Raw genomic sequence first — 13,635 nt, forward strand, 5'->3', positions numbered from 1 at the left:
CACACGGTGCGCATCGACCATGCCACTCCACCTCCCCCGCCGACGGCCGCCGTACCGGAGGCGGTCCGCCAGCCCCGTGTCGTCGTCGCCCTCCACGAGGGCTTCTACGGTGCGGCGTCGGGCACGGGCTTCAGCAACCGGGCCTTCCTCACGGCCCTCGCCCGCCTGCTGCCGCCCGGCCGCCTCTCCGTGATCACCCCGCACGTGTCGGACACGGCAGGAGCGCACGACCGGCGGTGGGCCGGCGAGGTCCAGCAGATGCTGCGGCAGGCCGAGGCCGACGTCATCACGATCCCGGAGGTCCAGGCGGCGCCGGACTCGATCCACGGATCCGTGCAGCTGTGCGACGTGGCAGGCGAGGCGGCCGTACGCATCGCCGACCGCGCGAGCCGGTGCCTTCTCATCGGCCTCGACATCCCATTCCTCGGGCTGGCCCCCTACACGTCGCCGACCACGGACCTGCTGCTCGTGCCCCGCTCCACAACGGCGCTGACGAGGCCCAAGGACATGTCCCGCGTCCGCTGGGAGCGGGACGCCCTGCGGGCGGCGACCGTCCGAGGCGGGCGGATCGGCGCCATCTCCTCCCACATGCGGGGCCATCTCGTCGTCAGTTACGCCGTCCCCCGGGGAAGCATCGTGAGCGTCCCGAACGGGCTGATCCGGGAGGAGATGGCCCGGCCGACGAGCGCCCCGCCCCTGCCCTTCAAGGCCCGCGCCGGGTTCCTTCTCGCCATGGGCCGTGCCGTGCCGACAAAGGGCTTCGACGACCTCCTGGAGGCGTTGCACCTCCTCAAGGAGCGCGGGGTCCGCGCCCCGCATCTGGTCCTGGCGGCGGTGGCCTCGGACGAACACGAGCGCCCGACCTCGTACCAGGAGGACCTGGCGGCGCGCATCCGCGCGTACGGCCTGGACGCGACTCTGATCACGCGCTTCACCCCCGCGATCCGCGCCTGGCTGCACAACCCGGCCCTGCGCGCGGTCGTCGTTCCCTCGCGGGAGGAGCCCTTCGGTCGCATCCCTCTGGAGGCGTTCGCGGCCGGAGCGGGCCCGGTGGTGGCAACCACGGCCGGCGGGCTGGCCCAGACCGTCGTCGAGGGCGAGACCGGCTTCACCGCCGCACCACGTGACGCCCGGTCCCTGGCCTCCGCGCTCCACCGCGCCCTGACCGCCCTGCCCCGCGAACGCGACCGGCTCCGGAGCACCGGGGCGGCCCTGGTGCGCTCGCGCCACGACTACGAGGCCAGCATCGGTTCCGTCGTCGAACGCATCGCTCCTTGGGCTCTTGTGCCGGCGTCGAACGCGGTGGTCCGAGCGCGATGAACCGGCCGGTCGTGTTGATCAGTCTGGAGTCCCCGCACTCCTTCTGGCGGTTGTCCGCCGAGCACGAGCGGGCGCTGTCCGCCGCCTTCCCCGGTGTCGAATTCCGTACGGCGACGGAGGAGGCCGTGCCGCACCAGCTGGCTGAGGCGCACGTCTATTTCGGCTGGGTGTTCAAGCCGTCGTGGCTGTTCGGTGCGCCTCATCTGAGGTGGATCGCCTCCCCGGCCGCCGGCACCGACCATCTGCCCGTCGCCGAGGCCCACTCCGTCGGGGTGGCTCTGACCCGCTCGTACGGGTTTCACGGGAGGCCCATGGCCGAGCATGCCATGGGGATGGTCCTGGGCTTCTCACGCGGGTTGTTCATGAGCCAGCTCGCCCAGCGGAACCGGACCTGGTGGAAGGACGACCTGGCCGAGGAGTTCTTCGACCTGGCAGGGGCCACGATGGCCATCGTCGGCTGCGGCAGTATCGGTGGACACCTCGCTCGTGCGGCCCGCTCCTTCCGGATGGACGTCATCGGCGTACGGCGGACGCCGCCGGTGGCCGCCGCAGGCGGGATCACGTGGATGCACCCGTCGGCGGTGCACCAGGCAGTCGCCGTCGCCGACGTGGTGGTCGATCTGCTGCCCGCCAACCGGGCCACGGACCGGTTCTTCGACCACGACCTCTTCACGGAGTTCAAGCCCAGGTCCCTCTTCCTCAACCTCGGCCGCGCGGCGACCGTCGACCAGGCAGCCCTCCTGGCCACCCTCAACTCCGGCCACCTTCGCGGCGCCGCCTTGGACGTCTTCGACCCGAAACCGCTGCCCGCCCGCCATCCGCTGCGGCTCCACCCCCGGGTCGTCCTCACGCCGAAGAGCTCCACTCTCAGCCGCACGTACATGAACGAGGCGGTCGCCTTCTTCGCCGACAACCTGCGCCGCTACCTCACCGGCCAGCCGCTTAACGGTCTGGCCGAAGTGCCCGCTGCCCGTTTTCCCCTCGTAGGAGGCTGACCGATGCCCGCCACACGCCAGCGCGACCTGGCCGCCGCCTTCGCCGCGACCGGCCGCAACCACCCCTACCTGGCCTTCACCCTGAACTCGCTCTGCAACCTGGACTGCGTGTTCTGCAAGCCCCGCTGCATGCCGGACTACGGGCACAAGGACCGTCCCCTGACCGCCTCCGACTACGCGTCGATCGCCGCCGAGGCCGGCGCCTGGAAGATCAAGAAGGCGCACTGCTCCGGCGGTGAGCCGACCCTCCGAGCGGACATCCTCGATGTGATCGCGGGCCTCGCCACCGGCCTCGGGGCCGACGCAGCGATCGGCATGACCAGCCACGGCAACCTGCGCCGCGGCCTGAGCGTCGAGAAGCTTCACGGTGCTGGCCTGACGTACCTCAACCTCAGCCTCCACAGCCTCGACCCCACCCGGTCCGCCGAGATCATGGGCGGCGGCGACCCGCGCATCACCCGGCGCACCCTCGACACCGCCCTCTCCCTCGGCCTGCGCGTGAAGATCAACTGCGTTCTCCAGCGCACCTACCTGGACGACGCCTTCGCCGTCGCCGAACTCGCCCGCGACCTGCCCGTCGCCGTCCGGCTGATCGAACTCCAGAACATCGGCCCCGCCCAGGCACTCTTCGACACCGAGTTCATCAACGAGGCCGAGGTCCGAGACCGTCTCCACGAGTGGTTCGCGAACGCAGGAGAGGTCCGCAGGGACGAGCTCGGGGTCCGCAGCCCCGGGCAGTACCTCCGCCCGGACGGCTGGGCGGGCTCGATCGGCTTCATCTCCAACTCCAGCTGCGCCACCTGCTCCGACGCCAACCGCATCAAGATCACACCCACCGGTGTGGCCCGCCCCTGCATCCTCCACAACCGCGACATCCCCCTGAAGCCCCATCTCGCCGAGGGCACCCTCGGCGACGCCTTCGCCCACCTCTTCCAGTCCATGCTCGACCGCAACACCAACGACGCCTGGCAGGGCTTCCACTACGTCGACTACGACCTGCGCTGGGACCGGATGGAGCGCCCCGAAGGCACCCCGGTCCTGCCCCTGCTCCCGCTCCTGACCACGGACGCGACCCAGCCCGCCTGCGCCCGCGCCTCCACGAGGGAACGCTGATGGCGGTGGTCGAAGCTCCGCCCCTCTACTCGGGACTCGGAGCGCTGTACGGACGCGAGCTGGACGCCCACGGCGTCGGTGCGGTGGTGCTCACCCACAAGTGGCAGCCGGCCGACCTGCTTGCTCCCCACTCCGACATCGACGTACGGGTCCTCCTCCCCCGGCCCCCGGCGGACTGGGAGGAGTGGAACCACCGGCTGGCCGCCGCGCACGCCGCCGCGGTCAGCCGGAAGGTCTCACATCGGCGACTCCTGGAGCATCCGCCCGGCTTCGCGTTCACCGTGGCCGAGGCGGACGGGCGGCTGGTCTCCGCGCCCGAGCTGGCGACCTGGTCGCTGATCAGCGGGAGCGCCCGGGACTTCCAGCGCTGGAAGTCCCGGGCCCAGATGGCGCCGTGGTGCGACGTCGACGAGCGGTTCTACCGGGGCATCCTCCACGGGCGACTGGGCGGCCGGTACCAGCTGGCGGCGGACAGCACCGACAACGTGGTGGAGGACATCGTCGCGTACCGACGCCACTGCGCGGCCTGGCACTACCTGGCCCCCTGCTGGTTCGCCGCAGCCGCGCTCGCGACACGGACCCGCTGCCCCGGTAAGACGGCCGCCCTCACGCAGTGGAGGCCGGACGGGCTGGACGGGTACGCCGAGCTGTTCCTCGGGCACGCCGAAGACCGACCCGATGCCCGTCCGCGGAGTCCGCGTCACCTGCTCCGCACGGCCCACGTCGCCCTCGAGGCTGCGATGCGCCGCGTCCCCGACACCAACATCCCCGTCGGCCAAGGCGAGGAACAGGCCCGTACCGACTGGGTGATGACAGCCGGGATGCTCCGTGTCCGCGTCGCCCGCTGGCTGTACTACCTCGACCCGCCGCCCGGTGTGGCGACCGACTACCTGATCCGGCGCGAGGCGAAGGAGCTCCGGTCCGCCGCACGGACCCTGAACGCGCTCGCGGCGGACCAGAGCACCTCTGTCCAGCGGCTGGCCGCCCGGATGGCGACGCTGATCCCCACCGGACCGACCACCGCCGGCACCCTGCGCGCGACCCTCGCGCTCTGGCACCGGCAGAAGTCCACCGTGCAGGACTTCCTCAGCCTCACGCCCGCTGACGTCCACCCCTGACCCAAGGAGTTCCGACATGCCCGCGCGTGCGCCCCTGCCCCGCGCCCTGAAGACGGCGAAGATCAAGATCACGACGAAGTGCAACCGGTCCTGCGACTTCTGCATCTTCGCCGACGGCGCCCAGGGCGAGAACATGTCCCAGGAGCTGTTCTCCACCATCCTGACCCGGCTGGAGACCATCCCCTTTCAGCAGCTGCACATCAACGGCGGCGAGCCCACCGTGCACCGGGACTTCCCCGCCCTCAGCGACGCGGCCCGCACCCGCCTGCCGGACAAGGTCATGGTCCTGGGCACGAACGCCATCACCCTGGCCCGCAACAAGCGGATCATGGAGGCCACCCTTCGCTCGTACGACCAGGTCCTCATCGGCTGCGACGACGAGCACGAGAACTACGACGAGGTCCACGCCGTCGTTCCCCGCCTCCGCGAGGCAGGCAAGACCGTGGTCGTCAACAGCGTCCTGGAAGGCATCAGTTCCACCCGCCTCACGCAGCTCGCGAGGCTGTGTGACATGTACGGCGCCATCCATGTCACCAACCACGTGCACCACGTCGACGTCGGCCAGCCGGCCAACGAGCTGCGCGGCATCTGCGACCGCTACCTCGATCAGCACCTGATGATCGAGATGGACGGTTCCTGCTACCGCTGCTTCAACGCCATGGCGAAGGACGACAGCGAATTCAGCATCTGGGACGAGGACTTCGCGGCCAAGGTGTTCGCGCCCCGAGGTCACCACTTCCGGTTCTGCCTGCGCTGCCACGAGTACACCGACTCCGGCGCCGCCCTCCTCCCCGCCCCGGCCCTCACCGTCTGACCCCAGACCGGAGGTACACGACCATGCCCGCAGTCCTCGGACTGAACTTCCACCACGACACCAGCGCCGCCTTACTCGTCGACGGCCGCCTCTACGCGGCCGAGGAGGAACGCTGGAGCGGCGTCAAGCACAACCACCCCACCCGCAAGGGCACGCTCACCGCCCCGACCCGCGCGCTCCAGTGGTGCCTGGAGGCCGCCAGCCTCGAACCGCAGGACGTCGACGCCGTCTGGGCCGCCTCCATGCGTCCCAACCCCGCTGTCGGCTGGTGGCTGGCCGAGGAGCGCGACGAACTCGCCGCCCTCCTGCCCGCCCCGCTCGGCGAACAGCTCCGCCTGCTCTCCCACCACACGGCCCACGTGCTCTCCGGCTACCTGCTCTCCGGCCACGACCACACGGCTGGCCTCGTCATCGACGCCGGCGGCTCCTCCCTCGGCTCCGACTTCGGCCCGGGCCGGGAACGCATCACCGGGTACGACCTGCGACCCGATCGCATCGACCGCCTCCACCAAGGCATGCCGACCGTCGTGCCCAGCCCGGCCGGCCCCCGGCGCGTCCACTCCTCCCTCGGGCACTTCTACCGGAACCTCGCGCGGCGGGTGATCCCGCCCGGCAACGAGCCCGAGGGCAGCATGATGGCGCTCGCGTCCTTCGGCGATCCCCAGCGCTACGGAGCGCAGATCCGCGAGCTGGTCCGGCTCGGTGACGACGGTGAGGTCCGCATCGATCACCCCTGGGGCTCGGCGGACAGCAGCACACCGCTGCTGCTCGGCGGCCGGGCCTGGACCGCCGACAACGTCGCGGAGCAGCCGGAGCACGAGTGGGCCGACCTGGCCGCCGCCGTCCAGGAGGTCTTCGCCGAATCGGTCGTCCACATCGCCCGCTACCTGCAGCGGCTCACCAGGGCATCGACGTTGGTGTTCTCCGGCGGGTGCGCTCTGAACTCCCACCTCAACGGTCAGCTGGCCGCCGACAGCGGCTTCGACACTCTCTTCGTGGCACCGGCCCCGCACGACGCGGGCACCGCCGTCGGCGCCGCGCTCTACGGCTGGCACTACCAGCTCGGCCAGGAGCGCCTCCCTGTGCCGACCGACGCGGCCTGGGGCCCGCCCCCGGGCGTCCTGCCGGCCACCGCAGTACCGACCGGGTATCGCGCGCTGACTGACCTCGGCCCGGGTCTGGCGCCCACGGTGGCCACGCTCCTCGCGGAACACCACATCGTCGGCTGGGTACAGGGACAGCTTGAGTTCGGGCCGCGAGCCCTCGGCCATCGCTCGATCCTCGCCCACCCCGGCCACGCCGCCACGCGAGACCGGCTCAACGCGATCAAGAAGCGAGCCGCCTACCGCCCCTTCGCCCCGGCCGTCCTCTCCGAGCACGCCACGGAGTGGTTCATGTCGGCGGGCGACCCCTTCATGAACCGTGTCGCCCGCGTCCGCCGATGCCGAGCGGACCGCATCGCCGCAGTCACCCACCACGACGGCACCGCCCGCGTGCAGTCCGTCGCCGCCGACCACCAGGGCCTGTACGAACTCCTGGACCACTTCCACGACCGCACCGGACTACCGCTGCTGCTGAACACGTCCTTCAACCGCAAGGGCACCCCAATCCTGCGGACCGCCGAGCAGGCCGTGTCGGCGACGGCGGACCTGGGCCTCGACGCCCTGGCGGTCGGGGACACCTTGCTGCTCGCCGACCACGTTCCCGACCCCCGTGCCACGGCCCTCCGTAGGAGGTGAGGCGGATGAACCCCACCGACCTGGACCACGTCCTAACCGTGCTCGGCGCCGCCGCGTGGGGCAGGGACGAGCAGTCCCGCGCGCGCGTCGTCGGCGCCCTCGCGCTCACGGTGTACGACGGCCACACCCGCGACCAGGGCACCCCGTACCTGGAACACCCGCTGGCCGTCGTCACGCTCTTGCGCACCGAGATCAGGGTCAGCCACCCCGAGACCCTGCTCCTCGCCCTCCTTCACGACGCCCTGGAGGTGGCCCCCGAATCGGAGGCGCTGCTCGTCCAACACCTCGGCGCCCCTTTCACCTGCCGCCTGCGGGCGATGACAGCCGACCACCGCCTCGAACAGCGCCCCAAGGCCGCCGGCGACGAGTCCAGCTGGCGCTTCAAGCAGGCCGCGCTCCCGTCCGAGGACCTCCTCGTCCGGCTCGCCGACCGCCTCCACAACCTGCGCGATGTCGCCGCCTCACCCAACATCGACCGGCGTCGGCGGTTCCTCCAGAGCCTGAAGGACTTCTACCTCCCGCTCGCCGACGCCGCCTGCGGCCTCAATCCCCACCTGGCGGCCATGCGCGCACTGCTCCACACCGAGTACGTCCGACACCAACAGGAGGTACGTCCGTGAAGCGGGTCGTCTACTCGATGGAGCCGGTCGGTCGGACCGGTGGCCGGGTCTACCTGCGGATGCTCCATGAGGCGACGGCCGACGACGTGGAATGGCGCACGATCCCGGACCACAAGCGCACCTACCGCGTCCGCCGCTGGCGCAAGCTCCGCCACCTCGCCCGCCTGGCCCCGACCATCCGGACGCTCGACAGCACCACCGGCACCTTCATGTGGGACGACCTGAGCCTGTTGCTCTTCACGCCGGAGATGCGGGCCCGCACGGTGTTCCTCCTGCACCACTACGAGCCGCTGCAGCACGACTCCGCCCCGGTCGAGGCCATGCTCTGGGAGCGCCTGTTCCGCGTGTTACCCCAGTGCGCCGCCGTGGTCTGCGTCGCCCCGTACTGGGCCGACTTCCTCCAGGCCCGGGGCGTCCGCAACGTCCGGGTGATCTACAACGCCTTCGACATGACGGAGGTCGAGCGGGCCCGCGGCTTCGACCGGACCGAGTGCCGCGCAGAGTTCGGTCTGTCGCCGGACGTGATCGGCGTGTACGCGGGCAAGGCCGTGCACTGGAAGGGCACCGAGAAGGTCTCGGCGGCCCTGGCCGACACGCCCGGGCTGCGGGTGATCACCAGCGGCAGCAACACCATCGGCTTCGACGGCGCCCACTACGACGTGGAGCGCGAGCGGTACTTGCGGCTGCTGTGCGCGTGCGACGTCGGCGTCTTCCTCCCCCAGATGCGGGAGGGTTGGAGCCGCTGCGCGGCCGAGGCGCTGCTGCTCGGCCTGCCCTGTCTGATCCGCCCGGTGGCCGGCCTGGGCGACCTCGCCGCGCTGACCGGCCAGCCAGCCCCGGACCTCGGCCGACTGCCTGCGCAGGTCCGGGAACGCGCAACAGCACGCCAGACCGAGGCCAAGGCCCCGTACGAGGCCCTGGCCCGCTTCGATCTGAACTACTTCGGCAACGCCTGGGGCGACCTTCTCGCGAAGATCGCCTGACCGGCGGCTACGCCTGCGCGGCGGCCAGCTTCTTCGCCGCCGCGTCCAGACGGGCCAGCACGCGGTCCCGGCCGAGCAGCTCCATGGACTCGAACAGCGGGAGTCCGATCGTGCGGCCGGTGACCGCGACCCGGATAGGCGCCTGGGCCTTGCCCAGCTTGAGGCCGTGCTTCTCGCCGACGGCGAGGAGGACGGCCTTCAGGTCGTCCGCCTTCCAGTTCGCGACGGTGGCGAACTCTGCGCGGGTATCGGACAGGATGTCTCCGGCGCCGGCCTTCATCGCCTTGTTCCACGACGCCTCGTCCTCGACCGGCTCGTCGAGGAACAGGAAGTCCACGTAGCCGGTGATCTCCGACAGCAGCGCGATCCGGGTCTGAGCCAGCGCCGCCGCCACCTCGAACACGTCCTTGTCGAACGCCTCCGGGGCCCACGGCGCGTGCGGAGCGACGAGCCACGGCGCGCAGGCGTTGACGAACTGTTCCGGCGAGAGCGCGCGGACGTAGTCGCCGTTGAACGCCGTCAGCTTCTTCACGTCGAAGAAGGCCGGCGCCGTGTTGACGTCCTCGATCCGGAAGAGCTGCTCCAGCTCCTCGTACGGCATGATCTCCCGGTCGTCGCCGGGACCCCAGCCCAGGAGCATGAGGTAGTTCACCATCGCCTCGGGCAGGAAGCCTTCGGCGAGGTAGTCCTCCAGCGCGACCTTGTCACGGCGCTTGGACAGCTTCTGCCGCTTCTCGTTCACGATCACCGGCAGGTGCGCCCACACCGGCGGCTTGGCGCCGAGCGCCTCCCACAGCAGCTGCTGCTTCGGCGTGTTCGAAAGGTGCTCCTCGCCGCGGATGACCTGCGTGATGCCCTCGTCCAGGTCGTCGACCACGTTGGCGATCAGGAAGACCGGGGACCCGTCACCGCGGGCGATCACGAAGTCCTCGATGGCGCTGTTCGGGAACGCCGGCTCCCCGCGGATCAGGTCGACCACGACGGTCTCGCCCTCATCCGGCGTCCGGAACCGCAGCGCCCGGCCCTCCTCGAAGGCCAGCCCCCGCTCCCGGCAGAACCCGTCGTACCCGAGATGGTCCGACCCGGTGCGCTCCTTCAGCTGCTCCCGGGTGCAGTCGCAGTAGTACGCCCGGCCGGCCGCGAAGAGCTGCTGGGCCGCCTCGCGGTGCCGGTCGGCGTTGTGCGACTGGAAGTACGGGCCCTCGAAGGCCGCGTCCTCGCCATGGATGCCGATCGCCGCGAGCGCGTTGATGATCCCGTCGATCCACTCCGGCTTGTTCCGAGCCGCGTCGGTGTCCTCGATCCGCAGGACGAACGTGCCGCCGGACTGTCGCGCCACGGCCCAGTTATAGAGAGCGGACCGTGCACCACCGACATGGAACATGCCGGTCGGAGACGGGGCGAAACGAACGCGAACCGGAGCAGTAGACATGCGCTCCAGGGTACCGACGCCGGCCACCCCCTCTGGACCACCCCGCCTGACCTCGCACCGTCGTTTTCCAGTCTTCCTCGCCTCCTATTCCTGCGCTTCCTTCCACCTCCCACATCAGTCATCGATTCCTTGCCGCAGGGCCGTTCACCGCACCACGTGACAGCAGCGAGGCACTTGATTCCAGAGCACGAGGTGATCAAGAGATCATCGCGCTGTGATGAACGCCTCCGCCTCGCGCCCCTGTGGCTTCCCACCGCGGTCGGCTGGCCAGCGCCGCCCTGACGTGCGTCTTGGCTGCAGAGTGTGACTGTCCGAGTGCATAGCTAGGCTCCCCGTCATGACCAGCGATCTCGGATTCACCTGTACGTGCTGCGGCAGCCACCACGGCGAGCTGCCGATGAACTACTCCGCCGCCGCCCCCTACGTCTGGGACCCGAGTTTCGCCGACGCCCCCGACTGCCTGCTCTCCTCGGACCAGTGCGTCATCAAGGCGCAGCACTACTTCGTCAAGGGTCTGATCGAAATACCGGTCATCGGCAGCGACGAGGTCTTCTCCTGGGGTGTCTGGGTCTCCCTCAGCCGAGAGAACTTCTCCCGGGCGGCCGACCTGTGGGACACGCCCGGGCGCGAGTCGGAGCAGCCGTACTTCGGCTGGCTCACCACCGAGCTGCCGATCTACGCCCCCAGCACCATCAACCTCAAGACCAACGTCCACACCCGCCCAATCGGCGAGCGGCCCCTGGTCGAACTCGAACCGACCGAGCACCCGCTCGCTGTCGAACAGCGCACCGGCATCACGCGCGACCGCGTCCGCGCAATCGCCGAAGCCCTGTTGCACGGCACCGGCCACGAAACCGGATGACGGTCGAGGCAGCGCTGACCTAGCGTTCCGTGCATGACATCCCCGGACGGCGACATCGACGGCAAGCCCTGCGTGACCATCCGCTGCCAGGACAACTCGTCCGTGGGCGTGACGTTCTGCGACCGGTTCAGCTTCGACCAGGACTCCGTCCACTACGCCGTCGAAGCCTGGGCGCCCGGTCTGACCGCCCGTGTCAACGAGGTGGTCGCCTGGACCTGGGACAACGACCTCACCACGTTCCTGGAGGAGCTGGCAGCGGGCTACCGGGGCTGGGATGGCGAACGGACCTGGCACACCATGGACCGCGACCTCGCCGTCTCGGCCGTCTTCCGCTCCGGCGGACACATCGGCCTGACCTGGACCGTTCGCCCCTGGCGGAGCGCGGCGGGCGACTGGAGCACTTCGGTCACAACGTGGCTGGAGGCCGGCGAGCAGATGTCATGCCTCGCATCCGATGTCCGGCACTTCCTCGCCGGGGAGCGCACCGTCCTACCGCCAGGTCAATGACGTCCGGGTCTGCGTCCTGAAACGCAATACAACAGCGATCACGAGGACGAGGAAGGCGAGTTCAGCAACATGTTCGGCTCTTTGGACGTAGCTCAGGCTCTGCGTGGCGGGATACGCGACAGACGGCAGGCCTGGGACTTCGTCCGAGACTTCGCTGCAGCTTGGTCGGCGCCGCTGGGTGACGACTCCGGCACCCAAGGAGCGGAGTTGGAGCAGGCCGAGGCAGCCCTCGGGTTCCTCTTGCCAGTGGCGCTGCGCGAGGGCTACTCGCTTCTCGGTGCGACACGGCACGACCTCACGGGTAACCAGGATCCGCTGCTGCCACCCTCCGAGCTCTTCGTGCACGACGAGTTCGGAGGAGTGCTGGTCTTCCGTAGCGAGAACCAAGGATGTGCCTTCTGGGGTGTTCGTCTTCGAGACCTCGATCAGGACGATCCGCCGGTGTTCGTGCAGTCGCGGGACGGCTGGATCCCCTTCCTGGAGCGGATCTCCCTCGCCTGGGTCGAACTTGTCCTCAGCGAGACGCTGTTCAGCGACGACCGGCTCTACAACGCGTGTGAGCTGCCCGCGGAGCTGATCCATGAGATACTGCGGCTGTTCACGCACGCCGAGCTGCCTGACTACCCGATGTGGACAGGGGTCGAGGAGGCACCCGTGCGCTGGTTCTCTGCACCTGGAAAGCTCCTGCGGTTGGACGGGCAGGGTGACCACAGCTGGCTGCACGTTCGGGGAAGGACAGCCGCCGACCTCGAGGCGATCTACGCGACCGTCCCCGGGCAATGGGCATGCGGTTACTCCCCGCTCCCCGAAGCCGACGAGCTGCCCTTCTGAGTGAGTGATCGCAGGGGAAACATCGTGCTCAGTCTCGGCAGTCTGCGCGCTGCCTCGTCCTCGCAGCGCACGTCCCACCGCTCACCAAGCGGCCCGGAGCTTCCCTCTTCGTCGCTCTGCTCGGCGTCGACGGCCTCGTAGAACGCTTCGCCGCACTCGTCGTCGACGCCGGTCAGGATCCCGTACGCCTCCATGGCGACATAGTCGAGCGACTCCCAATCCGGCCAGTCGTCGTCCCACATCTCCCGCGGACGGCCCACCAGGCGCTGGACCTCCGGAGTGTCGGCCAGGGCATCGGGGTTTACCACCGCTTGGGAGAACGATTCCCGGCCGAGACTCACCATCCACAGGCCGAAATAGCAGAACCCGTCGTCCGAACACCAGCCGCCGAAGATCCGGTCCGCGGCTGCCCACAGGTCCCACGTGAACGCTTCGTGCGTCACCTCGTCCAAGCGCACCTGGAACTGCACGACCTCTGCCTGCGACCTTCGCGACAGTTCGCCACGCAGCCACGCAAGCCGTTCGTCCTGTCCCCGAGCCTGCCGCCGGCACTCTTCGATGAGCGCCCAGAATGAATCGATGTCCACGGCGGCACTGTGCCAGGCGCCTCTGACAACACCGGTCCACGGACTATGTTCGAGCGGTGGAGAATCCGGAGATCATCATCAAGCTCACCCCGGATGAGGCGCTGGTCCTGCCAGACTGGCTGGAGCAGGTGCAGATGACGGACCTCAGCCGTCTCGTCGACGATGCTGCGGTCTGGGCGCCCCTTCATCGCATCGCCGGAACACTCGACAAGTCGCTGCCCGGGATCTTCGCGACGGACTACACCGAACGTCTGGACGCGGCCCGCCGCAGGCTTCGTCCAGCTCCGGACGACGACACCGATGATCACGAGGGGTCAGACTCATGAGACCCCTCGCGGAGATGACCGAGCGCGAGTACTTCGCCAGCGTCGGCCAACGTCCCGGCATGTTCGTCGGCAAGCCCTCCTTCCACATGCTGACCGCGTTCCTGACCGGCTATGACCAGCATGCGCTGCGGCACGGTGGCCACGGGCTCACCGGCTGGCACGACTGGCTCATCGCCCGTCGGGGACGTGACTGCAGCCACGCCTGGCCTGGCCAAGTCCTCCACATCACCTTCCCGGACGGCTGGGACGACGTCTGGAACCTTCCGCCTGAGGACGAGCAGCGTGCGATCAGGGTCCTGTTCGAGCTCCTCGACGAGTTCGCGGCCGAGCGCGAAGCGGCGCAGGGGCCACAATCCTCGGATTGACTGAGGTACCGGGCCGGACCGCA

General features: G+C 69.7%; 15 protein-coding genes. 13 read left to right on the plus strand and 2 right to left on the minus strand.

Annotation, left to right across the window (positions count from 1 at the left end; all coding sequences use genetic code 11):
• The first annotated feature begins 6 nt into the window (after window positions 1-6).
• Genes ACH4MY_RS28655 through ACH4MY_RS28690 form a run of 8 tightly spaced genes read left to right on the plus strand, consistent with a single transcriptional unit; the run spans window position 7 to window position 8,702 of the window.
• Window positions 7-1,320: a glycosyltransferase family 4 protein gene (locus ACH4MY_RS28655; protein WP_398006623.1), complete on the plus strand. Its 1,314-nt coding sequence runs from the start codon at window positions 7-9 to the stop codon at window positions 1,318-1,320.
• Window positions 1,317-2,315, plus strand: coding sequence for a D-2-hydroxyacid dehydrogenase (locus ACH4MY_RS28660; RefSeq protein WP_398006624.1), 999 nt, complete (start codon window positions 1,317-1,319; stop codon window positions 2,313-2,315). The genes ACH4MY_RS28655 and ACH4MY_RS28660 overlap by 4 nt, the downstream gene beginning before the upstream one ends.
• Before the next feature lie 3 nt (window positions 2,316-2,318).
• Window positions 2,319-3,428, plus strand: coding sequence for a radical SAM protein (locus ACH4MY_RS28665; RefSeq protein WP_398006625.1), 1,110 nt, complete (start codon window positions 2,319-2,321; stop codon window positions 3,426-3,428).
• Window positions 3,428-4,546: a hypothetical protein gene (locus ACH4MY_RS28670; RefSeq protein ID WP_398006626.1), complete on the plus strand. Its 1,119-nt coding sequence runs from the start codon at window positions 3,428-3,430 to the stop codon at window positions 4,544-4,546. The genes ACH4MY_RS28665 and ACH4MY_RS28670 overlap by 1 nt, the downstream gene beginning before the upstream one ends.
• Window positions 4,547-4,562: 16 nt before the next feature.
• A complete protein-coding gene (locus tag ACH4MY_RS28675) occupies window positions 4,563-5,360 on the plus strand; it encodes a radical SAM protein (protein WP_398006627.1) in 798 nt (265 codons plus the stop codon).
• 23 nt (window positions 5,361-5,383) lie between these two features.
• A complete protein-coding gene (locus ACH4MY_RS28680; RefSeq protein WP_398006628.1) occupies window positions 5,384-7,099 on the plus strand; it encodes a carbamoyltransferase C-terminal domain-containing protein in 1,716 nt (571 codons plus the stop codon).
• A 5-nt stretch (window positions 7,100-7,104) separates the two neighbouring features.
• A complete protein-coding gene (locus tag ACH4MY_RS28685; protein ID WP_398006629.1) occupies window positions 7,105-7,719 on the plus strand; it encodes an HD domain-containing protein in 615 nt (204 codons plus the stop codon).
• Entirely contained in the window at window positions 7,716-8,702 is a 987-nt protein-coding gene (locus ACH4MY_RS28690; protein WP_398006630.1) for a glycosyltransferase, read from the plus strand. Before ACH4MY_RS28685 ends, ACH4MY_RS28690 begins: the two co-directional genes overlap by 4 nt.
• A 7-nt stretch (window positions 8,703-8,709) precedes the next feature.
• Here the strand turns inward: ACH4MY_RS28690 and gltX are convergent, their stop codons facing one another.
• Complete coding sequence (gene gltX, locus ACH4MY_RS28695; RefSeq protein ID WP_398006704.1) at window positions 8,710-10,086, minus strand: glutamate--tRNA ligase; 1,377 nt, start codon at window positions 10,084-10,086, stop codon at window positions 8,710-8,712.
• A 445-nt stretch (window positions 10,087-10,531) separates the two neighbouring features.
• Between gltX and ACH4MY_RS28700 the strand changes: the two genes are divergently transcribed.
• From ACH4MY_RS28700 to ACH4MY_RS28710, 3 genes are all read left to right on the plus strand, one after another.
• Window positions 10,532-10,996: a DUF2199 domain-containing protein gene (locus ACH4MY_RS28700; RefSeq protein WP_398006705.1), complete on the plus strand. Its 465-nt coding sequence runs from the start codon at window positions 10,532-10,534 to the stop codon at window positions 10,994-10,996.
• A gap of 33 nt (window positions 10,997-11,029) precedes the next feature.
• The gene (locus ACH4MY_RS28705; protein WP_398006631.1) at window positions 11,030-11,503 is read left to right on the plus strand and encodes a DUF6228 family protein; all 474 of its coding nucleotides are present in this window, start codon (window positions 11,030-11,032) and stop codon (window positions 11,501-11,503) included.
• 207 nt (window positions 11,504-11,710) lie between these two features.
• Complete coding sequence (locus ACH4MY_RS28710; protein WP_398006632.1) at window positions 11,711-12,334, plus strand: SMI1/KNR4 family protein; 624 nt, start codon at window positions 11,711-11,713, stop codon at window positions 12,332-12,334.
• Here the strand turns inward: ACH4MY_RS28710 and ACH4MY_RS28715 are convergent.
• Complete coding sequence (locus ACH4MY_RS28715; protein ID WP_398006633.1) at window positions 12,295-12,921, minus strand: DUF4240 domain-containing protein; 627 nt, start codon at window positions 12,919-12,921, stop codon at window positions 12,295-12,297. The genes ACH4MY_RS28710 and ACH4MY_RS28715 overlap by 40 nt on opposite strands.
• Before the next feature lie 56 nt (window positions 12,922-12,977).
• Between ACH4MY_RS28715 and ACH4MY_RS28720 the strand changes: the two genes are divergently transcribed.
• On the plus strand, window positions 12,978-13,247 hold the full coding sequence (locus ACH4MY_RS28720; RefSeq protein ID WP_398006634.1) for a hypothetical protein: 270 nt from the start codon (window positions 12,978-12,980) through the stop codon (window positions 13,245-13,247).
• A gap of 14 nt (window positions 13,248-13,261) precedes the next feature.
• Entirely contained in the window at window positions 13,262-13,612 is a 351-nt protein-coding gene (locus tag ACH4MY_RS28725) for a hypothetical protein (protein WP_398006635.1), read from the plus strand.
• Window positions 13,613-13,635: the final 23 nt, after the last annotated feature.

This window comes from Streptomyces sp. NPDC017246 (genome assembly GCF_044331325.1).
Classification (GTDB): domain Bacteria; phylum Actinomycetota; class Actinomycetes; order Streptomycetales; family Streptomycetaceae; genus Streptomyces.